Origin of the sequence: Chelatococcus sp. YT9, from assembly GCF_018398315.1 — a bacterium.
In the GTDB taxonomy this organism is placed as follows: Bacteria; Pseudomonadota; Alphaproteobacteria; order Rhizobiales; family Beijerinckiaceae; genus Chelatococcus.
Genome location: NZ_JAHBRW010000002.1, coordinates 1,695,703 through 1,722,529 on the forward strand (window position 1 = coordinate 1,695,703; position 26,827 = coordinate 1,722,529).

The 26,827-nt window shown below is 64.2% G+C and carries 23 protein-coding genes and 1 pseudogene; 12 read left to right on the forward strand and 12 right to left on the reverse strand.

Annotated elements, in window-relative coordinates; translation table 11 throughout:
* Positions 1–7: 7 nt before the first annotated feature.
* Complete coding sequence (locus KIO76_RS27690) at positions 8–1,090, reverse strand: hypothetical protein (RefSeq protein WP_213326777.1); 1,083 nt, start codon at positions 1,088–1,090, stop codon at positions 8–10.
* 285 nt (positions 1,091–1,375) lie between these two features.
* On the opposite strand from KIO76_RS27690, the gene KIO76_RS27695 reads away from it, so the two are divergent.
* The 3 genes from KIO76_RS27695 to KIO76_RS27705 all read left to right on the forward strand — a co-directional run bounded on the left by KIO76_RS27695 (position 1,376) and on the right by KIO76_RS27705 (position 4,866).
* Entirely contained in the window at positions 1,376–2,545 is a 1,170-nt protein-coding gene (locus KIO76_RS27695; protein ID WP_213326778.1) for a Gfo/Idh/MocA family protein, read from the forward strand.
* Positions 2,546–2,550: 5 nt separating this feature from the next.
* The gene (locus tag KIO76_RS27700) at positions 2,551–3,750 is read left to right on the forward strand and encodes a dihydrodipicolinate synthase family protein (RefSeq protein ID WP_213326779.1); all 1,200 of its coding nucleotides are present in this window, start codon (positions 2,551–2,553) and stop codon (positions 3,748–3,750) included.
* A 291-nt stretch (positions 3,751–4,041) separates the two neighbouring features.
* On the forward strand, positions 4,042–4,866 hold the full coding sequence (locus KIO76_RS27705) for a sugar phosphate isomerase/epimerase family protein (RefSeq protein WP_213326780.1): 825 nt from the start codon (positions 4,042–4,044) through the stop codon (positions 4,864–4,866).
* A gap of 190 nt (positions 4,867–5,056) precedes the next feature.
* On the opposite strand, the gene KIO76_RS27710 is transcribed toward KIO76_RS27705, so the two are convergent.
* The 6 genes from KIO76_RS27710 to KIO76_RS27735 all read right to left on the reverse strand — a co-directional run bounded on the left by KIO76_RS27710 (position 5,057) and on the right by KIO76_RS27735 (position 13,652).
* Positions 5,057–7,036 carry a hydantoinase B/oxoprolinase family protein gene (locus tag KIO76_RS27710; RefSeq protein WP_213326781.1) on the reverse strand — a complete coding sequence of 660 codons (1,980 nt, stop codon included), beginning with the start codon at positions 7,034–7,036 and terminating at the stop codon, positions 5,057–5,059.
* 5 nt (positions 7,037–7,041) lie between these two features.
* A complete protein-coding gene (locus tag KIO76_RS27715) occupies positions 7,042–9,075 on the reverse strand; it encodes a hydantoinase/oxoprolinase family protein (RefSeq protein WP_213326782.1) in 2,034 nt (677 codons plus the stop codon).
* A 48-nt stretch (positions 9,076–9,123) separates the two neighbouring features.
* Positions 9,124–9,978, reverse strand: coding sequence for an ABC transporter permease (locus tag KIO76_RS27720; RefSeq protein ID WP_213326783.1), 855 nt, complete (start codon positions 9,976–9,978; stop codon positions 9,124–9,126).
* Entirely contained in the window at positions 9,975–10,895 is a 921-nt protein-coding gene (locus KIO76_RS27725; protein ID WP_213326784.1) for an ABC transporter permease, read from the reverse strand. The genes KIO76_RS27720 and KIO76_RS27725 overlap by 4 nt, the downstream gene beginning before the upstream one ends.
* A 10-nt stretch (positions 10,896–10,905) precedes the next feature.
* Positions 10,906–12,441 carry an ABC transporter substrate-binding protein gene (locus tag KIO76_RS27730; RefSeq protein ID WP_213326785.1) on the reverse strand — a complete coding sequence of 512 codons (1,536 nt, stop codon included), beginning with the start codon at positions 12,439–12,441 and terminating at the stop codon, positions 10,906–10,908.
* Between the two features lie 266 nt (positions 12,442–12,707).
* Positions 12,708–13,652, reverse strand: coding sequence for a TrmB family transcriptional regulator (locus KIO76_RS27735; RefSeq protein WP_213326786.1), 945 nt, complete (start codon positions 13,650–13,652; stop codon positions 12,708–12,710).
* Between the two features lie 166 nt (positions 13,653–13,818).
* Between KIO76_RS27735 and KIO76_RS27740 the strand changes: the two genes are divergently transcribed.
* Positions 13,819–14,784: a cucumopine synthase-related protein gene (locus KIO76_RS27740; protein ID WP_213326787.1), complete on the forward strand. Its 966-nt coding sequence runs from the start codon at positions 13,819–13,821 to the stop codon at positions 14,782–14,784.
* Positions 14,785–14,790: 6 nt separating this feature from the next.
* Here the strand turns inward: KIO76_RS27740 and KIO76_RS27745 are convergent, their stop codons facing one another.
* From KIO76_RS27745 to KIO76_RS27765, 5 genes and pseudogenes are all read right to left on the reverse strand, one after another.
* Positions 14,791–15,375 carry a DJ-1/PfpI family protein gene (locus tag KIO76_RS27745; protein WP_213326788.1) on the reverse strand — a complete coding sequence of 195 codons (585 nt, stop codon included), beginning with the start codon at positions 15,373–15,375 and terminating at the stop codon, positions 14,791–14,793.
* Positions 15,376–15,478: 103 nt separating this feature from the next.
* A pseudogene (locus KIO76_RS27750) lies at positions 15,479–16,192 on the reverse strand (ABC transporter ATP-binding protein); the annotation flags it as partial.
* A gap of 91 nt (positions 16,193–16,283) precedes the next feature.
* On the reverse strand, positions 16,284–17,264 hold the full coding sequence (locus KIO76_RS27755; RefSeq protein WP_213326790.1) for an ABC transporter substrate-binding protein: 981 nt from the start codon (positions 17,262–17,264) through the stop codon (positions 16,284–16,286).
* Between the two features lie 63 nt (positions 17,265–17,327).
* The gene (locus KIO76_RS27760; RefSeq protein WP_213326791.1) at positions 17,328–18,095 is read right to left on the reverse strand and encodes an ABC transporter permease; all 768 of its coding nucleotides are present in this window, start codon (positions 18,093–18,095) and stop codon (positions 17,328–17,330) included.
* Entirely contained in the window at positions 18,095–18,913 is an 819-nt protein-coding gene (locus KIO76_RS27765; protein WP_213326792.1) for an IclR family transcriptional regulator, read from the reverse strand. Before KIO76_RS27765 ends, KIO76_RS27760 begins: the two co-directional genes overlap by 1 nt.
* 179 nt (positions 18,914–19,092) lie before the next feature.
* Between KIO76_RS27765 and KIO76_RS27770 the strand changes: the two genes are divergently transcribed.
* The 8 genes from KIO76_RS27770 to KIO76_RS27805 all read left to right on the forward strand — a co-directional run bounded on the left by KIO76_RS27770 (position 19,093) and on the right by KIO76_RS27805 (position 26,801).
* Complete coding sequence (locus tag KIO76_RS27770; RefSeq protein WP_213326793.1) at positions 19,093–19,833, forward strand: GntR family transcriptional regulator; 741 nt, start codon at positions 19,093–19,095, stop codon at positions 19,831–19,833.
* Positions 19,830–21,380 carry a xylulokinase gene (locus tag KIO76_RS27775; protein WP_213326794.1) on the forward strand — a complete coding sequence of 517 codons (1,551 nt, stop codon included), beginning with the start codon at positions 19,830–19,832 and terminating at the stop codon, positions 21,378–21,380. The genes KIO76_RS27770 and KIO76_RS27775 overlap by 4 nt, the downstream gene beginning before the upstream one ends.
* The gene (locus tag KIO76_RS27780) at positions 21,377–22,189 is read left to right on the forward strand and encodes a BtpA/SgcQ family protein (RefSeq protein ID WP_213326795.1); all 813 of its coding nucleotides are present in this window, start codon (positions 21,377–21,379) and stop codon (positions 22,187–22,189) included. The genes KIO76_RS27775 and KIO76_RS27780 overlap by 4 nt, the downstream gene beginning before the upstream one ends.
* A 2-nt stretch (positions 22,190–22,191) precedes the next feature.
* Positions 22,192–22,971 (forward strand): SDR family NAD(P)-dependent oxidoreductase, encoded by a 780-nt coding sequence (locus KIO76_RS27785; protein ID WP_213326796.1) that lies wholly within the window; start codon positions 22,192–22,194, stop codon positions 22,969–22,971.
* Between the two features lie 5 nt (positions 22,972–22,976).
* Positions 22,977–23,963, forward strand: coding sequence for an ABC transporter permease (locus KIO76_RS27790; protein WP_213326797.1), 987 nt, complete (start codon positions 22,977–22,979; stop codon positions 23,961–23,963).
* 57 nt (positions 23,964–24,020) lie between these two features.
* A complete protein-coding gene (locus KIO76_RS27795) occupies positions 24,021–24,962 on the forward strand; it encodes a sugar ABC transporter substrate-binding protein (RefSeq protein WP_213326798.1) in 942 nt (313 codons plus the stop codon).
* Positions 24,963–25,064: 102 nt separating this feature from the next.
* Entirely contained in the window at positions 25,065–25,841 is a 777-nt protein-coding gene (locus KIO76_RS27800) for an ATP-binding cassette domain-containing protein (protein WP_213326799.1), read from the forward strand.
* A gap of 33 nt (positions 25,842–25,874) precedes the next feature.
* Positions 25,875–26,801: a nucleoside hydrolase gene (locus KIO76_RS27805; RefSeq protein ID WP_213326800.1), complete on the forward strand. Its 927-nt coding sequence runs from the start codon at positions 25,875–25,877 to the stop codon at positions 26,799–26,801.
* The last annotated feature ends 26 nt before the right edge of the window (positions 26,802–26,827 follow it).

Below are 26,827 nucleotides of genomic sequence, written 5' to 3' on the forward strand. Positions count from 1 at the left end.
GCGGTTATCAGCGAGTGATCGGTGCTAAGGCCTTTGGCGCATTCTTCTCCGAACGAGGGGGCTCGCCCGAAGTCAGGGTGGGCTTCGGCGTGCCCGCTTCGACCACACCAGCTCGGAATTGGCTCAATGTGACGTCCGGCGCACTGGTATTATGGCGCGAGGGCGCCGTGCGACCGAGCCAGAATTCGGGGGTCGACGCACGTTTGAACCCCATGACCGGTTCTTCGCCCCAACCTTTGCCGTCCTGATGGACCCAGGCGACGCGAGCCGCGTCCGCATTGGTTTCAGTGACATACATCGAGCGCAGCGCGGCGAAGGGGTGATCATCCGGCACGGCATCGTCAAAATTGACGGACAACGCCAGCCTGTCCTGATCAAGGGCCGCAATGGCGAGGGACCCGGCTCCGCCGCGCGCGAACTCCATGCGGAAGTCACCCGTTGCCGGATCAAAAGCCAAGGTTTTCAGGGCAACGATGGGCCTGCCTTCGGTCTCGACGGGACCGACAAGGAAGGAGGTGCCATAGGCGCTGTTGCCGAGATGCTTCGGGCTCAGAGGCCGGCCACGCCAATAGCCGTCCTGGGGATAGACTACCACCACCTCTTCGGACTGGCCGTTCTTCTCCTTGGCCCAGAGTTGGAGAAGATGGACACCCTCCTCGCGTTTGTCGCCGATGATCACGGGGACCGTGCTGGGCCGCCACAATGAGGGGTAAGAATAGGCAATCAGGCGAAACCTGTCGTTATCGATCAGCGTCGTTTCTCGGGGCTGTCCGAGGAACACCGGATCGGCCGTCATGTCGCATTGGGCCCAGTCGGGCGCCTGCCGGTCGGCGGCCAGCGTCCCGATGTAGGCGGGGTGCAACACCTCGATACGGAAGCTGCGTGGCATGGGGCCGTTCGCTGACGCCTGGAACGGCAGATAGACATTGTCCTTCTCGGCGCAGCGCACCGGCTCACTCAGGTTGTGCACCTCCACCGCGATATCACGCGGGTCGGCGAGAGCCGGTTGTGGGAAATTGAAGGTGCTGAACGCAGCGAGGAGAGGACTTGCAAACGCAACGAACCGGAACAACGAGCAGCGATCGGGCATGGGGCCCCTTTCGGAGTGTTGTTGAGGGATGAACGACAAGAGGTAGTCAGGAGCAGCGAGCCGCAGGACGAGTGCTGCTGTCAATTGGCCGTCGCCACCGAAAGGATCCTTGATGGCAGAGTTATGACGATTTCGCCGTTTCGTTACGTTTCTGCAACTCCAGCCGTTACCGGAAGCTTCAGGCGGCGCGCAAGCCCTTGACGCGGTCGTGCACCCATGCTGTATTTGTAACTATACGGTTACTTACAAATCGCCTTCCCTACGGCGATGAAAAGGGGAAACACCATGGCGGTACAGCGTCTCGGCCTGATCATGCACGGCATCACCGGTCGCATGGGCTATAATCAGCATCTCGTCCGCTCGATCTGCGCCATTCGCGACCAGGGCGGCGTGGTGCTGCCGAACGGCGATCGGGTCATGCCCGACCCTATCCTCGTTGGGCGTAACGGCGAGAAGATCGCAGAGATCGCGAAAAAGCACGGCATCGCACGCACCTCGACGGACCTCGATGGCGCGCTGGCCAATCCCCAGGACACGGTCTTCTTCGACGCCGGCTCAACGGTCATGCGTGCGGGCTTGTTGACCCGCGCGATCGAGGCCGGCAAGCATGTCTATTCCGAAAAGCCCATTGCCGAGACGATCGAGGAGGCGCTCGCCGTGGCGCAGCTCGCCCGGGCGCGCGGCGTCAAGAACGGCGTGGTGCAGGACAAGCTCTACCTGCCGGGTCTGCGCAAGATCAAGATGCTGAACGAGGCCGGCTTCTTCGGCCGCATCCTCTCGGTGCGCGGTGAATTCGGCTATTGGGTGTTCGAGGGCGACTGGGGACAGCCGGCGCAGCGGCCGAGCTGGAATTACCGCAAGAGCGATGGCGGCGGCATCATCCTCGACATGCTATGCCATTGGCGCTACGTCCTCGACAACCTGTTCGGCGAGGTGAAGGCGGTGAGCTGCCTCGGCGCCACCCATATCCCAACGCGCATCGGTGAGGACGGCAAGCCCTACACCGCCGATGCCGACGATGCGGCCTATGCGACCTTCGAGCTCGAAGGCGGCATCATAGCCCAGATCAACTCGTCCTGGGCCGTGCGCGTGAAGCGCGACGACCTCGTGACCTTCCAGGTCGACGGCACCCACGGCTCGGCTGTCGCGGGCCTCACCCGTTGCTTCACCCAGCATCGCGTGAACACCCCTCGCCCCGTGTGGAATCCCGATCAGCCTCAGACCATGCAATTCGCCGAACAGTGGGACGAGGTGCCTGATAACCAGGTCTATGACAATGGCTTCAAGGCCCAGTGGGAGGATTTCATCCGCCACGTGGCCGCCGATACGCCCTGGAAGTTTGATCTCATGCAGGGGGTAAAGGGCGTGCAGCTGGCGGAGCTCGGCCTTAAGAGCTGGGCCGAGCGCCGCTGGCTCGATGTGCCGCCGGTCGAAACGCTGGCACAGGCACGGTGACAGCCATGACGAGTCTTATTCTCCCGAGCCTCACCCTTCCCAAGCTCGATGGCGGCCTTGAGACCTATACGGTCCGCAATTCCCCCCTGCCCGCCCCGGCGGCGGGCGCGGCGCCACACTTCAATCGTATCGCCTACGCGGCTGTTCATGTGGTCGCGGACCCCCTCGCCGATAACGATCCGTGGCTCGATATCGCGATCGACTGGGACAAGACGATCGCCTTCCGCCACTACCTCTGGGATCTCGGCTTCGGCGTCGCTGAGGCCATGGACACCGCCCAGCGCGGCATGGGCCTCGACTGGGCGAATGCCCAGACGCTCATCCGGCACTCGCTGGAGGCCGCGCGCGCCCGCCCCGGCGCGCTGATAGCCGTCGGGGCTGGCACCGACCAGCTGGCCCCCTCCCCCGATGTCACGATCGACGACGTGATCCGCGCCTATGAGGAGCAGATCGAGACGATCGAGGCGATGGGCGGCCGCATCATCCTGATGGCGAGCCGTGCCCTTGCAAAGGCAGCCCGCAGCCCGGACGATTATGCGCGCGTCTACGGCCGCATTCTCGAACAGGTCAGGGAGCCGGTCATCCTGCATTGGCTCGGCGAAATGTTCGACCCGGCACTGGAGGGCTATTGGGGGTCAGGCGACCATGATGCGGCGATGACGACTTGCCTCGACGTCATCGCGAGCCATGCGGACAAGGTCGACGGCATCAAGGTCTCTCTCCTTTCGAAGGAGAAGGAGATTCGCATGCGCCGGCTCATGGCGGCCGGCAACGCCACCGCCGGCGTGCGCATGTATACGGGCGACGACTTCAACTATGCCGAACTGATCGCCGGTGACGACGAGGGCTATTCCCACGCGCTGCTCGGCATCTTTGATGCGATCGCGCCAGCGGCCTCCGCCGGCCTTGCCCGGCTCGGCGCCGGCGACGAGGCGGGATTCCACGAGATTCTCGCGCCGACCGTTCCGCTGTCGCGGCATATCTTCAAGGCTCCGACCCGCTTCTATAAGACGGGCGTCGTCTTCCTCGCCTATCTCAACGGCCTGCAGGACCATTTCACGATGCTCGGCGGCCAGCAGAGTGCCCGTTCCATCGTGCACCTGGCCGAGCTCTTCCGGCTGGCGGACGCCGCCCGCTGCCTGAAGGACCCGGAGCTTGCGGCCGCCCGCATGCGCAAGGTGCTCGCCGTGGCGGGCGTGGAATAGAGCTTCAGGCAGTTCATGACGACTTCCGCTTGTCATCCCCGAAGCCGCCATAGGCGGCTGTCGGGGATCCATGAACACCGGCAGTATTGATCTGGATCGACAGTGTTCGTGGATCCTCTTCCCGGCGCTACGCGCCGCCGAGGATGACGCTCTGGAAAGTCGCGACGCGAGCTATGCATCCGCGCTTTCACCTCTCCCTCAAGGGAGAGGGAACGCTAGCGGGTACAGGTCGCGAAGCAAGCCGGCCGGCTGCAACGACAAGCGGCGAGCGCCGCAATTGAGGAGAGAAGCGTGCCCGTGGAAGGTCTGTCCATCAATCTCGCGACCGTGCGCCAGCAGTGGGATATGCGCCAGGCGGTCGATGCCTGTCTCGCCGAGGGCATCACGGCGATTGCGCCGTGGCGTGATCAGGTCGCAAAAATCGGCCTCGACGAGGCGGCCCGTCTCGTCGCGAGCAACGACCTCAAGGTCACCGGGCTTTGCCGCGGCGGCATGTTTCCGGCGGCGGATCCGGCCGGTCGCGCTGCCGCCATCGACGACAACAAGCGGGCCATCGACGAAGCTTGCGCGCTCCGCGCCGACTGCCTCGTGCTGGTGGTCGGCGGCTTGCCGGAGAAGTCACGCGACATCGTCCACGCCCGCGAGATGGTGGCCGACGGCATCGCCGCCATCCTGCCGCATGCCCGCGCCGCCGGCATGCCGCTCGCCATCGAGCCCCTGCATCCGATGTATGCGGCCGACCGCGCCTGCGTAAACACGCTCGGTCAGGCGCTCGACATCTGCGAATTGCTGGGGGACGGCGTCGGCGTCGCCATCGATGTCTACCATGTGTGGTGGGATCCGGACCTTGCCCGGCAGATTGCGCGGGCCGGTGCCCTAAACCGCATCCTCGCACATCATATCTGCGACTGGCTGGTGCCGACGCGCGATCTCCTGCTCGACCGCGGCATGATGGGCGACGGCGTCATCGACCTCAAGGGCATCCGGGCCATGATCGAGGCGGCCGGTTTCCACGGCCACCAGGAGGTAGAGATCTTCTCTGCCGAGAACTGGTGGAAGCGCCCGGGCGAAGAGGTCCTCGCCACCTGCGTCGAGCGCTTCAGTACCGTGTGCTGAGGGTCAGTCCCTCCCTTCCGGGGGTGGCCTGGCTTCCCCTCGAAGCCAAGCCGGGTGGGGGGCCCCGCCATCTCTCCGCGCGAGCCACCTCCCCCGTTCGGGGAGGATCGGCGCGGCTTGACGGGGAATTGATCGCCTCAGATCGGCGAGAAGGGGTTACGGAAGCCGCAAGCTCCCGCGCCCCGTGCCTTCAAGCCGCCTTCGGCGTGATGCCCGCGACGATGGCTTCCGCTTCCGCGATCGCCGCCAGCACGTCGGCCTCCGAGACGGGCTTTCCGGCGACCGTCAGCACCTCGCGCACATGCTCGATGATGAGATGGCGATAGGACTTCGGCCGCCGCAGCACCTCGCCGGCGAGGAAGGTGCGGATCGCCGGCGTCCAGATCTCGTTGTAGCGCTCGCGCTCCGGGCCGAAGGCGAACAGCGGCACCTCACCATGGGGCCGTGAGGCGCGCTCCGCCTCGGTCGCCGCCATGTCGACGGCCTCGGCCGTGGCGATGACGCCATAGCGGGCCTTGGCCTCGGCGGGGCTGAGAAGCTCGGCCTCAACGTCGCGGCGCACGAGCTCCGGATCGCGCGCGAAGGGATCGCCGAAACCGCCGCCCGACGGCGTGATGATCCGCACCGCGTCGCCGCGCTTCATCTGCAGCACGCGGATCTTGCCGATCGATTCCTCGGGCTTGCCGGCCGGCTTGAAGATGACTTCGCCAAGCTTGCCGAAATGCCCGCCACGGAAGCCCCACGGGCGGAAGTTGAAGCGGTTCATGCCGCGCACGGTCATGCTGGCCTCGAGCCCGGTGTTCTCGATCTCCATCACCAGAGCCGCGCCGCTGCGCCACTGCCCGGCCGACTGGGTGTCGGGCACGAGATGGCAGGCGCGCATATGCATCACCGTTTCCACCTCGATGATCTCGGTCGGGATGCTCTTCAGCGCGCCGGAGCGGCCGTCGACGCCGTCGATGCCGTCAAGGCCCGTGCGCCCCCCGCCGCCGCCGATGATCGGGTTAAGCACGCTGACGCGCGCCCTGCCGGTCCCGGGATCGCGGGCATTGACGACGATGATGCCGACCATGCCGGCCCCCGCCGCCATGAGGCCTTCCGGCAAGGCCTGGTTGAGGCAGCCGAGCACGGTGTCGAACACGCGCGTGCCCGCCGCTACGCGCGAGCCCATGGCCGCCGGAAATTCGGCGTTGATGACCGTGCCGCGCGGTGCCTTCATGGTGATCGGCCTGAGCAGCCCTGCGTTCTTCGGCGCGCTCGGCTCGAGGCTCATGATGTAGTAGGTCAGCGCCTGCGTCACATAGGGATGCGTGCGTTCACCGATGATGAAGTTGTAGGCCGCCGCCACCTGCGGGTCGGTGCCGGTGAAATCGAGTTCGATGTCCTCGCCCTTCACGCGCATGGTCGTGATGACATGGGCGTGCTGGTTTTCCTCGAGGCCCTCCAGGTAATCCGAGAAGGTGTATTCGCCGTCGGGAATGCGCGCGATGACGGACCGGGCCTTCAACTCCGCGAAGTCGATGACCTCCCTCATGCCGGTGCGCACGGTCTCGACGTCATAGCGGTCGCAGAGCTGGTTGAGGCGCCGGTCCATGCTCTTGAGAGCCGACAGCATCGCCTGGAAGTCGCCCCACATTTCCTCGGGAATACGGCTGTTGTCGAGGAAGATGTTCTTGGCGTCGGGGTTGAGCTCGCCACGGCGGAACAGCTTGATCGGCCGCACGCGAAGCCCCTCCTGGAAGGACTCGGTGAAAGCCGGCGAGATGCTCCCAGGCACCGCGCCGCCGATGTCGGACGCGTGGACGAAGGACCAGCCGAAGGCGATGAGTTCGCCGTTGCGGAAGATCGGGTAGATCATGGTCACGTCCATCATGTGCGTGACCAGCCCGTCCGTGAAGAACGGGTCGTTGGTGATGTAGCAGTCGCCCGGCTCGAAATTCTCGCGGCCGATGCGGTCGAGCGTTTCCTGCAGGGGCAGGCCGATGAACACGGTGACGCCGGACTGGCTGGGATAGGCGAAGATGTCGCCATCGGGCGTCGCCAGCGCGCATTGATAGTCCTGCACGAGCTTGACGAAGGTGGTATGCGCCGTGCGGTGCAGAACGGCCGAGGCTTCCTCGACGATCGCCGTGAAGCGATTGTTCATGATGGCGGTGCGGACGGGATCCATGGCATTTACTCGCGGGACAGGATGAGATCGCCGAAGTCGTTGACGGCGGCTGTAAAATCGGGCGGCACGAGGATCGTCGTGTCGTCCTGCTCGATCATGGCGGGGCCGGGAATGCGGGAGCCGGCGGCGAGGCGCGCGCGGTCGAACACCGGCGCCTCGCGCCAGCTGTCGGCGATGCGGATCGGGCGGCTGCCTGCCTGCTCGACGGGCATGTCGCGCAGCTTCGCCGCGTCGGCGCCCGGCGCCGGCAGCGCGCCGGAGATGCGCACCCGCAGCTGCAAATACTCGACCTCGGCGCCGGGGTCGGAATGGCTGTAGAGCCGGTCATGCTCGGCGTGGAAGGCCTCGGCGAGGCGGCCGAGATCGCCGGCGGCGAGCACATCCTCGGGAACATTGACCTGCAGCTGGAAGGACTGCCCGCGGTAGCGCATGTCCACGAAGCGCTCGATCGCCACCTTGACGAGGAGCTCCGGCGCGATCTGCCCCGCCAGCCACGCCCGGGCGCGGGTCTCGATATCGGCGAATTGCGCCTTGAGAACGCCGGCATCGATCGTCTGGCCGTGGACGGTCGCTACCGTGTCATGGACGAGCTGCGTGACGAGACCGCCCGAGGCGCAGAACACCGAGGGCGTCGGCGGAATGAGCACCTGGCGGATCCCCATCTCGCGGGCGAGCAGCGGGCCGTGCAGCGAGCCGGCGCCACCATAGACGACGAGCGTCACGTCTTCCGGGTCCACCCCGTGGCGGGCGAGATAGGGCAGCACGCGCGCCACCATGTTGGAGGTCGCGACCGTGAGCGCGGCCTCGGCGGCGCGCCCCATGTCGAGCCCCGCCGCGTCGCAGACGGGCTGCATCGCCCGTTCGGCGGCGGCGCGGTCGAGCCGCATGCGGCCGCCGAGGAAGTTGTCGGGGTTGAGATAGCCGCACAGGAGATAGGCGTCGGACACCGCCGGCTCCGTGCCGCCATGGCCGAAGCAGGCCGGCCCCGGCCGCGCGCCGGCGCTGCGCGGACCAACGCGCAAAACGCGCCCGTCAAGCGAGATGATGGAGCCGCCGCCGGCGCCGATCGCCTCGATCTCCGTGACCGGCATGCTGAGCGGGAAATCACCGACCTCCGCGCTCGAGGAGACGGTCGCCGTCGCGTTACGGATCAGCGAGACATCCGTCGAGGTGCCGCCCATGTCGAAGGTCAGGAATTGCCCGCCGCCGAGCCGCTCGGCTACCGCCAGCGCGGCGGTGACGCCGGAGGCCGGACCGGAGAGCAGCGTCTGCACGGGGAACTGGCGGGCCTCGGCCGCCGCCATCGCCCCGCCGTTCGAACGGGTGATGAACAGGCTCGCCTTCGGCAGGGTCTTAGCCAGGAACGCCTCGATATCAGCGATATAGGTGTTCATCTTCGGCTTCACGAAGGCGTTGAGCACGGCAACGACTGCGCGCTCATATTCGCCGATCTGCGGCCAGATCTCGCTGGAGAGCGACACGTCGACGTCGCCGAGCTCCTCGCGGATCGCCTCGCGCGCCGCCAGCTCGTGCGCCGGGTTGCGATAGCTGTGATAGAAGGCGAGCGCGAAGCCTGTCGCGCCCCGTTCGCGCGCGGAACGGGCGGCCAAGCGCACGCCGTCGAGATCGACCGGCTTGCGCACGGAGCCATCGGCCATCAGCCGCTCCTCAATCTCGAAGACGAGATGGCGCGGCACCAGCGCCGGCACGCGCTGGTTGAAGATGTCGGTCGGCTGCTTCAGGCGCAGGCGTTGGAGGTTGAGCACGTCGCGGAAGCCCGCGGTGGTCAGGAGCGCGATCGGCGGCGCCGAGCGCTCGATCACCGTATTGGTGCTGACGGTGGTGCCGTGGACGATCATGATGTCCTCGTCAGCGCCTGCGTCGACGCGTCCGAGCATTTCCGTCAGGCCCGCCTTGAAGCCCTCGGCGTAGTTCGGCGGGGTCGACGGCACCTTGAAGGACACCGTCTCGCCGCCGGCAGAACGCCAGGCGACGAAATCGGTGAAGGTGCCACCAATATCGATGCCGATGCGAAGCATTTCACAGTTCCTGTTCAACGACGCGATGGGCCCAGCCGCGGGCCGGGATCATCGCAGCTTGGGATCGAGCCGGTCGCGCAGCCAGTCTCCGGAGAGATTGACGGCAAGCGCGGTGATGAAGAGCGCGAGGCCGGGAAAAACGGAAACCTCGGGATAGGTGCCCATGTAGTTGCGGCCCTCGGCGAGCATGCGCCCCCAGCTCGGCCATGGCGGCTGCACGCCGAGGCCGAGGAAGCTCATGCCGGCCTCGAGAATGATGACGCGCGCCAGCTCGAGCGTTGCGATGACGAGCACCGGCGTCAGCACGTTCGGCAGGATATGGACGAAGATGATGCGCAGGTTGCCGACGCCGATCGCATAGGCCGACTGGACGAACTCACGCTCGCGCACCGCCAGCACCTGCCCGCGCACGACGCGGGCGTAGCGAACCCAGCTCGTCAGGGCGAGCACGATGATGAGGTTCTGCAGGCTTGGCCCCAGCGCCGCCACGACGAGAAGCGCGAGCAGCATCAGCGGGATCGACAGCTGCACGTCGACGAGGCGCATCAGGATGCGGTCGACCCAGCCCTTGTAGAAGCCGGCGAACAGCCCGACGGCAACCCCGATGACGCCGCCGAGGCCGACGGCGAGCGCGCCGATCATGAGGCTGACCCGGCCGCCGTAGACGATGCGGCTGAAAAGATCGCGCCCGAGATGGTCACCGCCGAGCGGATAGCTCGCGAGATCGAGGAAGTTGAAGGACGGCGGCGCGAAACGGCCACGCAAGTTGTTGCGGACGGGATCCGGCAGGCCGAAGAACGGCGCGAGCAACACGATCAGGATGACCGCCGCCAGCAGCACGAGGCCGATCCACCCGCTGTGAGTACCAGCAATTGCGCGGACTTTGCGGAGCGCGACGATCATCGCGACACCCGGATGCGTGGATCAAGGAGCGGGTAGATCAGGTCGATGAGCAAATTCGTGCCCACGAAAATGACGGCGATGAGGAACACGCCGGCCTGAATGATCGGGAAATCCTTGTTCTCGATGGCTTGCAGCAGAAGCCGGCCGACCCCCGGCCAGGAGAACACGGTCTCGGTGACGGCTGAACCGCCGAGGAGTTCCGCGGTGAGGATCGCCACCATGGTCACGACGGGAATGAGGGCGTTGCGCCCGGCATGGCGGGTGTAGACCGTTCCCGGCGGAAGCCCCTTGGCGCGTGCCGTGCGGACATAATCCTCCGACAGGGCGTCGAGCATGCTGGAGCGGAACAGCCGTGAGACGGTGGCGGCGACGAAGATCGAGAGCGTCAGCACGGGCAGGACGAGGGAGGCCAGGCTGTCCCAGCCGCCGGTCGGCAGCCAGCCGAGATTCACGCCGAAATAGAGGATCAGCATGATGCCGAGCCAGAACACCGGTGTCGCCTGCCCCAGGAGCGCAACCGTCATGGCCAGGAACTCGAGGATCGAGCCGCGCCTGACGGCGGCGACGAAGCCCGCAAGCGAACCGATGATCACACCGAGCACGATGGATGTGCCGGCGAGGATCGCAGTCGCCGGCAGCCGCTCCAGCACGAGATCCATGGCCGGCCGGAAGAACTGGTAGGACAGGCCGAAATCGCCCTGCACGGCCCGGACGAGAAAGTCCAGATACTGGATGATCATGGGGCGCTCCAGGCCAAGTTCGGCCCGGAGCGCCGCCACCTGGGCCTCCGGCGTCCCGAGGGGGAGGAGAAGGACGGCCGGATCACCCAGCATGCGTGTCACGACGAAGACGATGGTCACGATGCCCCACACCGCAACGAGCGCCTCGCCGATACGCTCTATGATGTAGCGGGACATCGCGCAGGCCTTACTTCGTCACCACGTCGGTCGCGCGCACCCAGTCGTCGCCGCGCGCCTTCCAAGTCCCCTTTTTCGACGTGCCGTAGGTGAAGGGCTGCGCGAAGAGGAAGATCACTGGCGCTTCCTCGCACATCCGCGCCGTCGCGGTCTTGTAGGCCTCCAGGCGCTTGGCGGGATCGGTCGTGCCACGACCGGCCTTGAGGGCTTCGTCGAAGGGCTTATCGTCGAAATAGGCGGTCGGGTTGGCCGCGGCGTAGAGGCCTAGCATGCCGTCGGCATCGAGCGTCGGCCAGGCCTGGCCCAGCAGCGCCATCTGGCCCATGTCCCGGCCCGCGTAGGTCTTGACCCAGGCGCCGAAATCCATCTCCTTGATGGTCGCCTCGATGCCCACTTCCTGCAGCTGCCCGGCAACGATCTGTCCGATTTCGCTCGCCATGAAATAACGGCCGAGCGGCACCTCCAGATCTATCTTCAGCGGTGTCGTTATGCCGGCTTCCTTGATGAGTTGCTTGGCTTTGGCAGGATCATAGGGATAGGGCTTCAGATCCTGGTTGAAGCCGAAATAAGCCGGAGTGAGGATCTGGCATTGGCTGACGGTGCCGAGCCCGCCCAGCAGCGCCTCGACCATGCCTTCCTTGTCGACAGCATAGTTGAGCGCCTGCCGCAGCTTGGTATTGCCGGCGAGCGGCGCCTTCAGGGTATTCATCCGCACGACCATCGAGCGGCTGCTCGGCACCCAGCCTGCGTCCGCGCGACCGCTCTTCTTGATCCGCTCGACGTCTTCCAGCGGCAGGTCGAAGGCAAGGTCGACCTCGCCGGCGAGGAGGCCGGCGACGCGTGCCGAGGCCTCCGGAATGACCCGCATGGAGACTTCGTCAAAAGTCGGCTTCTCAAGAACCGCTTTGTCGTTCGGCTCGAGGATCAACCGGTCGCCGGCGACGAACTGCTTCAGCTTGTACGGGCCCGTGCCATAGGCCTCGGTGGCCGGATTATGCGTCTTCATCCACTCCGGCGAGAGGAAGAAGATCATCGACAGCTGATCCGGGAGCGTCGGGTATGGGCCCTTGGTCTTTATGCGAACCTGCGTCGGGCTCACGACCTCGACCTCCGAGACCGGATCGAACCAGGAGCGGTTGCGTGACTTCGTCTCGGGATTGCGGATGCGGTCGATATTCCATTTGACCGCCTCTGCATCCAGCGGCTCGCCGCCGGGGAAGGTGACGCCGGGCTTCAGATTGAACAGCCAGGCGGAATCCCCCTCCGGCTGCCAGCTCTCGGCAAGCACGCCATAAAGCTTGCCGTCCGGGCCGCGCGCGACGAGGGGGGAATAGAGATGCGTCGCGACGCTGACATCCGTGCCGACGACTTGTGCCTGGGTGGGGTCCAGGGTGTTCACAGTCGATGAAAGCGCGATGGTCAGCGTCTCCGCCGAAGCGCTGGAGGCGAGAGCCCCGGCGAGCGACGCACCAAGCAAGGCCGCGACAGTCAGGGATCGCAGCGATCCCGGCGCTGCACCGGCCAAACTCGAAATCTTTGTCACCATGATCACCTCCCGAAAGGACGATCCGCCCGCTACGCCCGGGCCAGCGATGTTCCCTTGGTCCCATTAGTAGTCAGAGACTGAATATTCTATCAAGGGAAAAATGTGCTCAGGCGCGCCAAATGCCGGCGATCGCATTGTGGCGTTATGGCGCCGTGATGGTGACGAGCGTCTTCCGGCGAAGCACGTTCCGCTGATTGGGGCTGATCTTTATTGTCTCGAAAGCGCGCCCAGGCACAGCACCAGCATAAGTGTCCGCGCAAACGGCCTTAGCCGGTCTTGGCCTTTCGCTTGCGCGGCTCTGGCTTCGGCACGCGCTTGGCGGGGGAAAAATCCTCCCGGTCCGGCTCGAAAGCGGGTTCGTAGGACAGCCGGCTGCGCACGAAGGATCGAATTTCCTCGCCGAGCGGAATCATGCCGAAGGACTGGCGCAGCTTGTAGAGCGCCGGGCCGAAGGTCTCTTCCACCTCCGTCTCGAAGCGCATCATGATCTCGGCAAGATACAACTCGTGTCGCAGAAAGACCCCCGCGAGGTAGACAAAGGAGCGATTCTCCGAAAAGGCCCCCTCCTGCCGGTCCTGCGAATGGATGAGAGCACTGCTGAAGTCAGCGCAGATCGTGAAGAAGTCAGGGCCGAGGCTTGCACCGTTGCCCTCATGCGGCCACAGCCTGACATGGGGCAGATCCGGCAGATCGGGCTTTTCGCCGTAGTACACGAACAGGCATTCGACGTTGCGGTCCACAGCCTTGCGCAGTTCTTCCCAGACGGCTGGCGCGAGGACCGAGGGGCTGCGCAGCACGAGCTGGCGAGTCGAGCCGGCGATCAGGGCGATCAACCGGCGTTCGATGGTGGCCCATCCCTCGAGCATTTCCACATAGTCCGCATTGGCGGGCGCGCTCAGGGTCGACAGGCGGCTGACCAGCGCGTCGCATCGCTTCTGTGTCTCGCTGGCGAGGGTGCCGAAGAACTGATCCGGTGGAACAGCGACGTAGCGTGCCGGGCGCGCGGAGATCTGGGTTGTCGCGGCCCGTTTCATGAGGCCACGGATGACATTGTAGGTATTGGGAACCGGCAGGCCGGCCTGGCGTGCGAGTTCGTAAGCAGTCGCCGGGCCAATGGCGACGAGAGCGACATAGACCTTGGCTTCGTGATCGGAGAAGCCTATCGCGACCAGATCACGTTGAACGTCCTGCAGGCCGCGTTCCAACGCCATATCCCGTCCTCGCCTTATCGTTTGCCGTTTGTCGTCCCTGGCCTGCCCTAGCACGGCTCGAGCGTGGCCACCAAGGCCGCGAATAGTATTATTCAATTATTGACTATTATGAAGGTGGTAGCTACGAAGCAAGGACTGTCCAGAATGGGAATGGAGCGATCCGGCGATGAGCACGAGCGAAGTGCAGGCCATTGTGGCGATGATCGATGCCGAAACGGCCGCGATCATGAAGCAGGAGCCCGAGGAGACAAAAAAGCTGCGCGAAGGTCGGCTCGACGACAAGGCCGGCGCCTACGGACAGTATTTCGGGACCTGGGACATCGCGGCAGGGATGCTGCGCGATTGTTCCATGTACGCTCTCTATCCACTGCTGCGCCTCGCGCGGCAGAAGCGCAGCGATCTCAATATCTCCGTCATGGTCGATGAGATGCTGCCGCCCTACACGAATTACCTCGGCTACAGCGGCTTCCCGACGCTGGAGCGGCTGGGCGATTTGATGCGACCCGTTCTGAGAGAGGCGAACCAAGAGGACACCGACGCGCTTCTCTCAGCTTACCTGCGTTATGCCAACCGGCTTTACTGCTGGGTCTATCACTACTTTCCCTGGAATCTGGGCGAACACTATCGCTATCCCGATGACGCGGAAGGCCGAGCGGCCGACGCGCAAGCGGCGCGCGATGCTGCCGCGATCGTCGACGGCTTCACGCCGAGCGACACCTTCATCAGGCTGACTTGGCAGCCCCTCTGCGTCAGCGTCCGCGCCTGGCTTGCGGTCGATCAAAATCCGGAGCTGTGCCGTGATCTCCTCAATGCCCTGCCCTTCACGGTGCTGCAGGAACATCCGATGGTCACAGGCGAATCGATGTTTGCCTGGACGCCGCTGACGACGACCGCGCCTGTTCATGTCACCGAGGAGATCCGCTTTGCGCCGATAGGCCGTCTGCGCTTTTCCCAGCGCACCGGCCAGAAGCTTGTGGTTCAATACGGCGCGACCAAGGAAACGATCCGCGCGCCGCTTCTCGGCGCGGTCGCCGCCGAGGACAAGGCGAAGCTTCCGGCTATCGGTCGAGCGGTCTGGGACGCGACTTATGCCTCGAAGGAACTGATCTGGCTCACCGTCGAGCGCGCCTGATCGGCTTCAGGCTGCAACGCGGCGCTCTTCGCGGGCGTCGCGCAGCATCGCGAGAAAGGCGCGCATCACGAAAGCGTGGTCATGCCAGGTTCGGCCGCTGACCAGGTTGCCATCTACGACATAAGGCTCGTCCACGAAGATGCCGCCACAGACCTCCAGGTCGAAGCGGCATTTGCGCACGCAGGACATGCGCCGCCCCCGCACCCTGTCGGCGCGTGCGGGGATCTCGACGCCATGACAGACGCTGGCTATCGGCTTGCCCGCATCAAAGAAATGCTGAGTGATGCGGATGAGATCCTCATCATCACGAATGTACTCGGGGGCCCGTCCACCACTGAAGAAAATGCCGGCATAGGCTGCGGGATCAATATCGCGGAAGGCGACGTTCGCCTCGATCTGGTAGCCTTCCCATTCCCGAGTGATGGTCCACCCCGGGCGGACCTCGTGCAGAACCATCTGGAACAGGCGCTTCTGCGGCCCGGCGACCACGGGCAGGAAATCATCCTCCTGCAAGCGCAAGAGCGGATAAAGCGTATCAAGCGTCTCTGACGCATCCCCGACAATAATAAGAACCTTATCCTGCTGCTGCATGTTCCGTACTCCGGAAATATTGCGCGCGTGACTTACATCAATCTTGTTGAATGGGCTTGGAGAAAAACGTCACCCCGCCCGATCGAAAAAGATGAATTGATCATTACGCCACGAGGGATGGCCTGTGCTCATCGAACACACCGCGTTCGAGAAAGATGCGTGTAATCTTGTTGACGAGATCCGCGAAGCGCGGGTCGACGCGCGCCCCAAGCCCGCGCGGTCGCGGTAGATCGACCTTGAAGACACTGTCGATCGTGCCGGGACGCGGGCTCATGACAATCACCCTGTCGGCGAGCAGCACCGCCTCGTCGATAGAATGGGTAATGAAGAACACCGTCATGCGGTCACGGGTCCACAAAGTCTCGAGATCAAGCCGCATCTGCTCACGGGTCAGAGCATCAAGCGCGCCGAAGGGCTCGTCCATCAGGAGGATGGTCGGCTGGTGGATGAGGCCGCGCGCGATGGCCGCGCGCTGCTGCATGCCACCCGACAACTCGAAGGGATAGCGATCCATGAACTGGCCGAGGCCCACCGCATCGAGAAGGCTCTCGGCGCGGGTGCGATAAGCCTTCACATTCAGTCCGCGCAGCTGGATCTGCAGCAGTACGTTGCCAAGAATATCCCGCCAGTCCACCAGCGTCGCTCGCTGGAAGACGATGCCGGTATCAGAGCGGGGACCGCTGACGACTTCCCCTGCGACGCGCACCACCCCCTCCGTCGCAGGTGTCAGCCCCGTCACGAGCCTCAGGAGCGTGCTCTTGCCGCAACCGGAGGGACCGACCACGGCTACAAACTCTCCCTCGCGAATTTCGAGGTCGACGTTTTGCAGCGCGACGGTCTGCTGAAGGCCGCGGATGAAGGTCTTGCCCACATCCGCGAGCGCAATATGTGCAGGCGCCATGGCCGTGTTATTCGACGAAGGTGTTTGTGAAGAAGGCACTTGCGGGTTTGTCGGTCTCGACGCCCTGGTAAGTCTTCAGCAGCTTGAGCGTATTGGCCCAGTCAGCCTCGGATCCAACGCCGATCGGCTTGCCCTTCGTATTGGGTGATTCCATCTTCGCAAGCGAGACATCCATCTGCTGGCGCAGGATCTTGGCATCGAGGACCGGCTTGCTCTTGAGAGCGGCGGCGACGACACCTTCCGGGTCCTTGGCAGCCTCAGTGAAAGTCTTCTGCGTCGCGCGGGCAAAGCGCTTCACAAGGTCTGGCGATTTCGCGGCCGTCTGGTCATTTGTGACGAGCGTGAGGCCAACCAGCTGGACGCCCAAATCGTCGAAGGAGAGCACGGAGGCCGGCACGCCTTGTGCCTCCATCACGAAGGACTGGGCATCGACACTGCCGAGCGTCGCGTCAGCGCGCTTTTCCAGCACAGCCACGACTTTCGCCGCGGCATCGACATTAACCAGCTTGATCTTGCTGGCATCTAGTTTATTGGCCGCCACGACGGCGGGAAACAGAGCAGTCAGAGCGTCGCCCGCGGTGATGGAAATCGTCCTGCCCTCAAGATCCTTCGCCGTCTGAATATTGGCATCCTTGCGGGCGACGACGGCGAAGATGCCGCTGTTCATCAGCGACATGACGGTCTTGATCGGAATACCTTTCGATACGCTCACGATGACGGTGCCGGCGTCAACAATACCAAAGGTGTCGCTGTTGGCGCCGAGAGCTTGCGCGGTCGCTGCACCACCGCGCCCTTCGTTGATGGTAAGATCGATACCCTCGTCGCGGTAGAAACCCTTCTCCACGCCATAGTAAAACGGGGCGTGAAATCCAAGAAGCTGCCAATTAAGCCTGAGGCTCGCCTTGTCAGCGGCCGAGGCGCTTCCAAGCCCGATCACAACTGATGCTGCCAAACCTGCAGCAATGCCTATGATACGCTTCATCGTCATGCCAAATCCTCCCCACTTGAAGCTCGCTTTCGAGCTATCGACGTCTTCTTATGGTATATGCGTCTATGTGCCGTGGCTCAGTCTTGCGACGTGCCAAGGAAGAACAATCTTTTCAAGTATCTCGATGAGATAGTAAAATGCGAGACCGATGACGCCAAGAACAAGGATCGTCGCGAAGACCATCGCCGTCATCAACTGGCCGTTGTAAGTAATGATGAGATAGCCAAGTCCGTTGTCGGACGAGACGAATTCCGCGACGACCGCCGCCGTCGAGGCTAGCGCGGCAGCGACCTTGAGGCCTGTGAAGATGGAAGGCAGCGCGCTCGGAAACTGGATCCGCATGAAGGTTCGCAGGCCCCTGGCGCCAGTGGCGCGCGCGAATTCCATGATGCCGGGATCGACCGTCTTGAAGCCCACAACCGCATTCACGATGATCGGAAAGAACGTCAGCAGAAAGACCAGCAGCAGTTTCGGCATCGTCCCGAAGCCGAACCAGATGATAAACAAAGGCGCAATCGCAATCTTCGGCACGATCTGCAGAAAGACCACGATCGGATAGACGGCGCGCTCGAACAGGGCGGAATAGGCGAGCGCCATGGCAAGCGGAACGCCGACGGCCGCACTCAAAAGGAATCCACCGACCATGTTGACGGTTGTCGGGATCGCATTGTCAGCAACATGCGCCCAATTGGTCACCATACTTCTGATGATCAAGCTGGGAGACGGCAGGAGATAGGCGGGAACGTCGAGCGCCCGGACGCCCCCTTCCCACACCAGGACAAGACCAACGGCGGTCATAATGGCGAGGGTGGGGAATTTCCGGTTTGCCATTATCCCGCCGCCCTTGATGTCCGTGTGTTGGCTTCAGCGATACGGCGGCAGAAGGGAGCGATGGCCGCTTTGCCGGCAATCGCCGCCGCCGCTTCGTTCAAGGGTGGGGCCAGTTCACTGAGCTTGGCCTTGGTCCACCGGACGGTCGGGCCGACGATGGCGATGCTGCCGAGAAACACATGCGTCTTCGGATCGAGGATCGGCACGGCAATGGCCGCGGCGCCAAGGTCGCCTTCGTCGTAGGCAAGGGCATAGCCCTGGCGTTCCACGCGGGACAGTTCAAGTGCGAGCTCGTCCTCGGACTGGATGGCGTTGGGGCCTGTATCCGGGCTGCCCATCAGCCCCTGCTTGCGCACGAGACGCAGCGCCTCCGCGCGAGGTTGCGAAGCCAGGAAAACCTTGCCGGCCGCCATTGTGTGCAGCACCACAGGGCGGCCGAGATTGGCGTCGAAACGTAAGCCCGGTTTCGCGCCTTGCGCTTCGCTCAGAATGACGAGACGATCGTCGTCACGCCAGGCGAGCCGCACCAGTTCGCCCGAGAGCGCCGCCAGTTCGTCGAGCGTCGGCTGGCAAATGTCGAGGAAGCCGAGTTCGCCCAGTTGCTTGAAGGCAATAAGTGCCAGCTCCAACGTCAAGGCGTAGTTGCCGCTTGCCTTGTCTTGGCGGACGACGCCGCGGCCGATCAGGTCGGTCAGAAGCCGATGGGCCGTCGGCTTGGACAAATGCGCTGCTTGCGCCGCCTCCTGCAGCGATACGCCGGCGGCCCGCTCCGTGAGAGCGCCCAAGAGATCAAAGATTCGATCGACAGCAGTGCGCATGAAAAAACCGGAATTACGTTCCGGTAATTTTTTGCCCCAAGCGGGCCGGACCGTCAAGGGCCATCAAGCGCCTATGAGCAGCTTCCCCCGCAGGGTGATCATCGAAACGGCTCAGATCGCCTCTTGACTTGTATTGAATTTGTATCTTTTATGCTTGAAATAATTCAGAGGGCCGTCTGTTGATCCGCTATCAGGAAATCGCGCATGATCTGCGAGGAAGCCTCGAGGCGACCGGCGACGTGACGCGCGCCATAGCGTCGGAGAATGAACTCTGTCAGCGTTATGGCGCGAGCCGCACCACGATCCGCGCCGCTCTGAAGCAACTGGAGAACGAGGGGCTTATCGAGCGCCGGCAAGGCAAAGGCACCTTCTACAGACCCCCCCACATCGCCAAGAATCTTGGCAGCATCGTCGACTTTCACACCGAGGCGCGCCTCGCGGGCCGCATTCCCACCACCCATGTCGTTGCCATGGAAACGCGCGCCGCGACCCCTGCGGATACGGTGCTGTTCGGTTTCCCCATGACCCGAGCCGGCGTCGTTGAACTCACCCGTCTGCGCAAGCTGGATGGGCAGCCCGCCGTCTTGCAGCGCTCCCTGCTCGACCGGTCCGTCGTCAAGGGCATCACGGCGGGGATGCTGGAGAACGCCTCTCTCTATGGACTTCTTGCGGAACACAACGGCATCCGCGTCGCGACAATCGAGGAAACCCTGGAGCCTTGCCAGATCGGGGCACAGGACGCCGATCTTCTCGACATCCCCGTAGGCAGTGCGGTGTTCCGCTCGCATCGCGTGGCCCGCGATCGCGAGGGAGCGGTTATTGAAGTCAGCGACAACCTCGTTCGAGGTGATATCTACCGCTTCACCATTCGTCGACAGGTAGATACCGACATGCAGGACACCCTACGAGGGACGATATGAGCGTCGTCCTCGCCTTTGATCTTGGCGGCACGAGCTTCCGCGCCGCTCTCATCGATGCGAAGGGCACAACCCACGCCGAGAGCGCGATTTTCGGGCCGACGATCATCGACCGCCTCGGCTGGTCGGAGATCGACGCGAACGATTGGTGGCAGACCCTGACCGAGGCCTGCCGTCAGCTGGCCGATGAGGAGCCGCTCCTGTTCGCGAGAGTCGCCGGCATTGCCATCTGCGGCGTCACGCGCACGCAGGTCTTCCTGGGGCGAGACGGCCGCCAGCTGCGGCAGGCGATGACCTGGAAGGACACACGGGCTGATGCAACAGCCAAACGCCTGCAGGGCTCTCTCCCGGGCGCTCATCCCGAGACGGCCAAGATCAACGCCTTCCATCCGCTTGCTCGCCTCGCCTGGCTGCGCGAGCAGGAGGAAGCGACCTTCCGTAGCCTCGCCCGTGTTCTTGAGCCCAAGGACTACCTCAACTTTCGCCTCACCGGCGTGCAGGCGGGGGATCCGGTGTCCATGGCTAGGCTCATGGCCTCTGCCGAAGCTATTGATGGCGCGGATCTCTTGTCCGCGATTGGCGCGCCCACAACCCTTTTGCCGCGCGCGATCGAGCCATGCGATACGGTCGGTCGCGTTCTCGATGGCCTCCCGTCACCGCTTGATCAGATTGCCGGGGTCCCGGTGTTCTGCTGCTCCAGCGACACCTGGGCGGCCGCGGCCGGGCTCGGCGCGCTGCGCCCAGGCTATGCCTACAACATTTCCGGCACCACAGAGGTGCTGGGGCTCATCAGCGAGACGCCAGCCGAGGCGGAAGGTCTCCTGACGGTCGATTGGCGCGGCCTTCACCAGCTTGGCGGCCCGAGTCAGAATGGCGCCGACACGGTGGCCTGGCTGCTCTCGCTGCTTGGGCGGATCGACGGTGATTATTCCGGTGTCGGCAAGGCGATGGACGTCTTGCTGGCCGGGCGGCGGCATCCGCAGCCGCTTGTTTTTCTGCCCTATCTGCAGGGCGAGCGCGTGCCCTATTGGGACCCGACCTTGCGCGGCGCGCTGGTCGGCCTCAATCGCCAGCACGGTGCCACCGACGTCGCCTGGGCCGTGCTGGAGGGCATCGCATTTCTCAATCGCATCGTGCTCGAAAGAGCGGAGCGGGCAGCCGGCCTCAAGGTCCGGGAAATCCGCTTCGGCGGCGGAGCGGCTGCGAACCCAGCGTGGCGGCAAATCAAAGCGGATGTCTGTGGCCGCCCGGTCGTCGTCGGCACATCCAAGGAACCTGGCCTGCTTGGCGCCGCGATCGTGGCCTGGACCGGTCTCGGCCGCTTCGCGTCCCTGGCCGAAGCGCAGGACGCTCTCGTCTCCGTCGCGAGCCGTCACGAGCCGGTTTCGGCCCGCACAGCGATCTATAGTCGGTTGTTCGCCCTGTTCAGGCAAAGCGAGCAGGCGCTTGCCCCCATTTCGCGTGACCTCGCAGCCCTCTCTCGTCAGTCCGAGACGCTGCCGGGCGTTCATGCATCACCTCTGACTGATACTAAGGATCCATCCCCATGAAGACCCTCGTTCGCGACGAATATGGCCTCGATCACCTGCTGATCGGCTGCGTCCATACCCTCGCCTTGCCCGGTACGCCGCTTTACGATCGCTCCGGCGGCATGCGCAAGATCGTGGCCCAGGCCCGTGAGGAAGCAAAGATCCTCGAGGACGCCGGCTTCAGTGCGCTTCTTTACACGAACGAATCCGACATGCCTTACGAGGCGAACATGCCGATCGAGGTCATCACGGCGATGACCGACGTGATCGCGGAATGCCAAGCGCAGACGAAGCTGCCGCATGGCGTCAACATGCTGATCGATCCGCCGGCCTCGATCGCGGTGGCGCACGCCACGGGTGGGCGTTTCGTGCGTGCCTTCCTCACCGGCTCGCTCGTCGGGGACATCGGAACGATGACCCCCGATGGTGCCCGTGCGCTGAGGCTGCGCGCTAATCTGGACGCCGAGAACATCCGCATCATCTGCAACGTCACGCCGGGCTTCTCAATCAATGTCGATACCCGCCCCGTCGAGCAGCAGGCATCGGGTGCCGTTTTCATCGGCCTCGCCGATGTGGTCTGCGTCAGCGGCCCAGCCGCGGGCAAGGAGGCTGATGTCTCGCTCATTGAGCGCGTCGCGCGACAGGTCCCTGACACGCCCGTGGCCGTCGGTACCGGCGTCGCGGAAGAGAATATCGCACGGCTCGCCGAGGTGGCCGACATCTTCATCGTCGGCACGTCGATCAAGAAGGACCGGCAGACGCTCAACGCTGTCGAGCCGGCGCGAGCACAGGCTTTCGTGCGCGCCTATGAGAACAGGAAGGCGGACTGATCATGACCGCTCCCGTCACGCTCATCACCGGAGCCGCCGGCGGCATCGGCAGCACCCTCGCCCATCTGCTCGCCCGTGCGGGTCACAGGGTCGTCCTCTCCGACCGCGACGGCGATGGCCTTGAGGCGCTGGCGCGGAGCATCGATCAGGCGGGCGGCGAAGCCGTCTTTCTGGCCGGTGACGTGCAGGACCGGGAGTGGCCCGCCGCACTCGTCACCTTCGCTGTGGAACGCCTCGGGCGGATTGACAATCTTGTGACAGGCGCAGGCGCCTCGCGCGCCGTGCCGATGGTCGAGATGGACGATGATGAGTGGGACAAACTCGTTGACATCAACCTCTCGGCGGTATTTCGCATCTCGAAAGCCGTCACCCGGCAGATCGTCGCCCAAGGCGACGGCGGCGCGATCGTTCATATCTCGTCGATCGCCCACTCCAACGGCGGCGCCAACCTGGCGTATGGCTCGGCGAAGGGCGGGGTCGCCACATTGACGCGAGGCATGGCTCAGCAACTCGGTCCGCAGGGAATTCGTGTCAACGCGGTGGCGCCTGGCATTATCGACACGCCAATGGTGCGCAATGGCTTCGCCGCCCAGTTCAATGGCCTTGTCGCGGGCGCGGCGGTTCGCACCCCGCTCGGCCGTCTCGGGCGGCCGGAAGATGTAGCCGAAGTCATTGCTTTCCTGTTATCGCCGGCAGCAGCCTTCGTGACAGGCGCGCTGATCCCTATTACAGGCGGCATAGAGATTCTTTCGCCGATTTCGACGATCGCCCGTGGAGAGTGACGACAATGAGCGTGACGACCGTGCAGTCGCCCCAAAGCCGCCGGGCCATCTTGAGTGAAGTCGTCGGCCGCTATGGCACGGCGATCGCCGGGGTCATCCTGATCGCCTTCTTCGTGATCTTCGCGCCGAATTTCGCGACACCGGTCAATATCGTCAACGTCATCAAGGACACGAGCTTTCTCGCGATCTTGGCGCTCGGCTTCACGCTCGCCTTCACAGTGGCGGAACTCGATCTGTCAATCGCCGAAATGGCGAGCCTGTCTGCGGTGGTGGCGGGCTGGCTCGTGCAGGCTCAGTATCCGCCGCTCGCCGCTGTCGCGGCCGCCCTTGCGTGCGGCGCGCTGCTTGGCGCCATCAACGGCTTCGGTGTGACGCGGCTGCGCGTTCCATCCCTGATCATGACGCTCGGAACGGCGGCGGTCGCCAAGGGACTCGCTTTCATGATCACCCAGGGCGTTGCCTTCGTCGGTCGCTGGCCTGTCGGCTTCACAGGTCTCGCACGGGGGACGACCTTCGGCCTGCCCAATCTGGTGCTGTGGCTTGCGGGCGTTTCGCTGTTCGCCTACGGCCTCATCAAGTGGACCAAGACGGGCGCTCACATGGTGGCGACCGGCGAGGCTGACGAGGCCGCGCGCCTGGCAGGCATCGCGACCGCACGCATGAAACGCATCGGTCTGCTGCTGTCTGGCCTCTTTGCCGGCATCACGGCCGTGCTCCTTGCATCCAACCTGTCGTCGGCGGCCCCGAACATGGCCGGTGATTATCTTCTCTACGCCATTGCGGCCGTCCTCCTTGGTATGACGATGTTCGAGCCCGGCAAGCCCAATATTGGTGGCACCGTCTTTGCCGCCATCGTGCTCAAGGTACTCGGCAACGGGCTCGTCCTTCTGGGCGCTCCCTATTACGTCCAGGACATCGTGCTCGGTATCATCATCATCGGCTCTGTCGCTTTCTCGGCGAGTGCCATGAAGAAGGCCGCATTCAAAGTCTGAATACACAACTCAGTTGAGTAGAAAAGTGACAACAAGGTAAGAGTGAGGGGACCACAGATGTTTGGATTGAAGAAACTCGTTATATCCGCTGCTGCACTGCTGGTGCTCGGGCAGGCCGCCCAGGCCTTTGAGCTTGGGATCATAGGCTTCCAGTTCACCTCGGAAACACATGCCCGCGTCGCCAATGCCGCGGCCGCGGCCGCCAAGGAAAAGGGCTGGAACGTCACGCTGCTCAATTCCGAGGGCGCGCTTCCGAAACACGCCGAGCAGTTCGACGCGCTCATCGCGAAGAAAGTCGATGCCATCATCGTGGCCATGGGCAAGCCGGTCGAGGCGGATGCGCAGTTCAAGGCCGCCAAGGACGCCGGCATCCCTGTCATCACAGTGCAGTCCGGCGTCAGTCCCCATGCACTGTTCGATATTCAGAGCAATGAGTACAAGATCGGGGCCGAGGCGGCGCTTTACCTGCTCGGCCAGCTCGGTTTCCAGGGCAACATCGTGACAGCCCGTTTCGACCTGAACATCGCGTCGCGCATCCGTGGCAAGATCCTCGACGTCGTCCTTTCCGAGAACCAGGGCGTGAAGGAACTCGGCAAGTTTTCCATGGCGCGCACGCAGAGCTGGCGGGATGACGTACGCGCCGGCATGCAGGCTCTGCTGCTGCAGAACCAGGGCAAGATCAATGGCATCTGGGCCTCGTTCGACGGACAGGCCTATATCATCGACGATCTCCTGCAGGCGCAGGGCGTCAAGAAGGGCGAAATTCCGCTGATCTCCGTCGACGGCGGCAAGGAGACCTACGAACGCATCGCCGATCCGCAGTCGACGCTCGTCGCCAGCGTGTCAATTCCCTTCGAAGAGATGGGCAAGCAGGCGGTCGACGCTGTGCAGGCGATCGTCGTTGACAAGAAGCCGAAGGAGACCGTGACGAACGGCCCGTATCTCTTCGTCGACGCAGTTCTCGTCGACAAGAACAACGTGAAGCAGTTCTTGAAGTAACAAGGTGCTGCGCCACCCGCGTCACAAGGCGACGCGGGTGGCCGAACCGCCGAACTTCCTTATCACGATCTCTTCAATTCCCCCTGGTCCGAGAGCAAGACGATGACCGATGCTGCGGCAAACGCCTCTCCTCTCCTGTCCCTCCGCGGCATTGGCAAAAGCTATGGCCCGGTGGTGGCCGTGCGCGATGTCGATCTCGATATCCACGCGGGTGAGGTTGTCGCCATCTGCGGCGATAATGGCGCCGGCAAGTCGAGCCTTATCAAGGTGATCTCGGGAGCCGAGGAGCCAACATCCGGCACGATGGCCATACGCGGCAAGGAAGTTCGCTTCGCCTCGCCCCATGATGCCTTGGAGCACGGGCTGGCGACGATCTATCAGGACCTCGCGCTGGCGCCCCGCCTGTCGATCGCCCAGAACGTATTTATGGGCTCGGAACTCACACGCCCGTTCGTCCTGCCTTTTCTGCGCGTCCTCGACAAGGCCAAGATGATCGAGGAATCGCGCCGGTACCTCTCGCGTCTCTCCGTCGCCATTCAGGACATGACACGCCCCGTGGAGCGCCTCTCCGGCGGTCAACGGCAGGCCGTCGCCATCTCGCGTGCCCTGCGCTGGAATGCCGACATCATCATCATGGACGAACCAACGGCGGCGCTGGGCGTGAAGGAAACCGCGCTCGTGCTCGACCTCATCCGCACGCTGAAGGCGGGCGGTCACACCGTCATCCTCATCAGCCACAATATGCGCGACGTCGTCGCGCTCGCCGACCGCGTGGTCATCATGGGGGCGGGCCGGAAATTCGTCGATCGTCCGCTCGGGGACCTGACAGCGGACGACCTCACCCATCTCATCATGAGCGGCAACGCGCGCGCCGCCTGAGGCCATTCCCGCCCCTGCAACGAGACGCGAGCCGTGACCGAAACCATCATCATCGATACAGACCCCGGGCAGGATGACGCTGTCGCCATCCTGCTCGCCGTGGCCGCCGGCAAGCGGCTGGCGCTCGACTGTATCACGACGGTCGCGGGCAATGTGCCGGTGGCGCAGACGACGGCGAATGCCTTGCGGGTGCTGGATCTCGCCGGCCGCCCCGACATTCCGGTCTATCGCGGGGCCGAACGGCCGCTTATCGTCGCGCTCGAGACCGCCGAATTTGTCTGCGGGCCGGATGGCCTCGATGGGTCGGGGCTACCGCCACCGTCTCGCGAAGCGGACGCGGGGCACGCAGTGGACGCTATCATCGGGCGTCTGCGCGCCGCGCCCGATGGGCTGACGCTGTGTCCACTCGGCCCCCTCACCAATCTTGCCCTGGCCTTTCGGCTGGCCCCCGACGTTCTACCGAAGATCCGCCGGATCGTACTGATGGGCGGCGCCATCGGCCTCGGCAACATCACGCCCGCGGCCGAATTCAACATGCATGTCGATCCCCATGCGGCCGCGATCGTGTTTGACTGCGGGCGGCCGATCGTCATGATGGGGCTTGGCGTCACCCTGAAGGCGATCGCGACCCATGAGCAGATCGCGGGCTTCGCGATGCTCGGGACGGCTGCCGGCCGTTCCATTCACGGCATGCTGACCCGCCCACGCCCCGGCAGCCTGGGCACGGTCGGCCACCCCATGCATGACCCCTGCGTCATTGCCTATCTGCTCTGGCCTGAACTGTTCTCCGGCCGCGATTGCCATGTGGCGATCGCCACGGAGGACGGACCCATGCGCGGGCGCACCACCATCGATTGGAACGGGCGCCTGAAGCGCCCCGCCAACGCGCATGTCATCGCCGAAGTGGAGGCGCACGAGCTGTTTGAGCGGATGACGCGGCTCATCGCGACCTTGCCCTGAGACATCCCGCATAGCATTGAGGACGG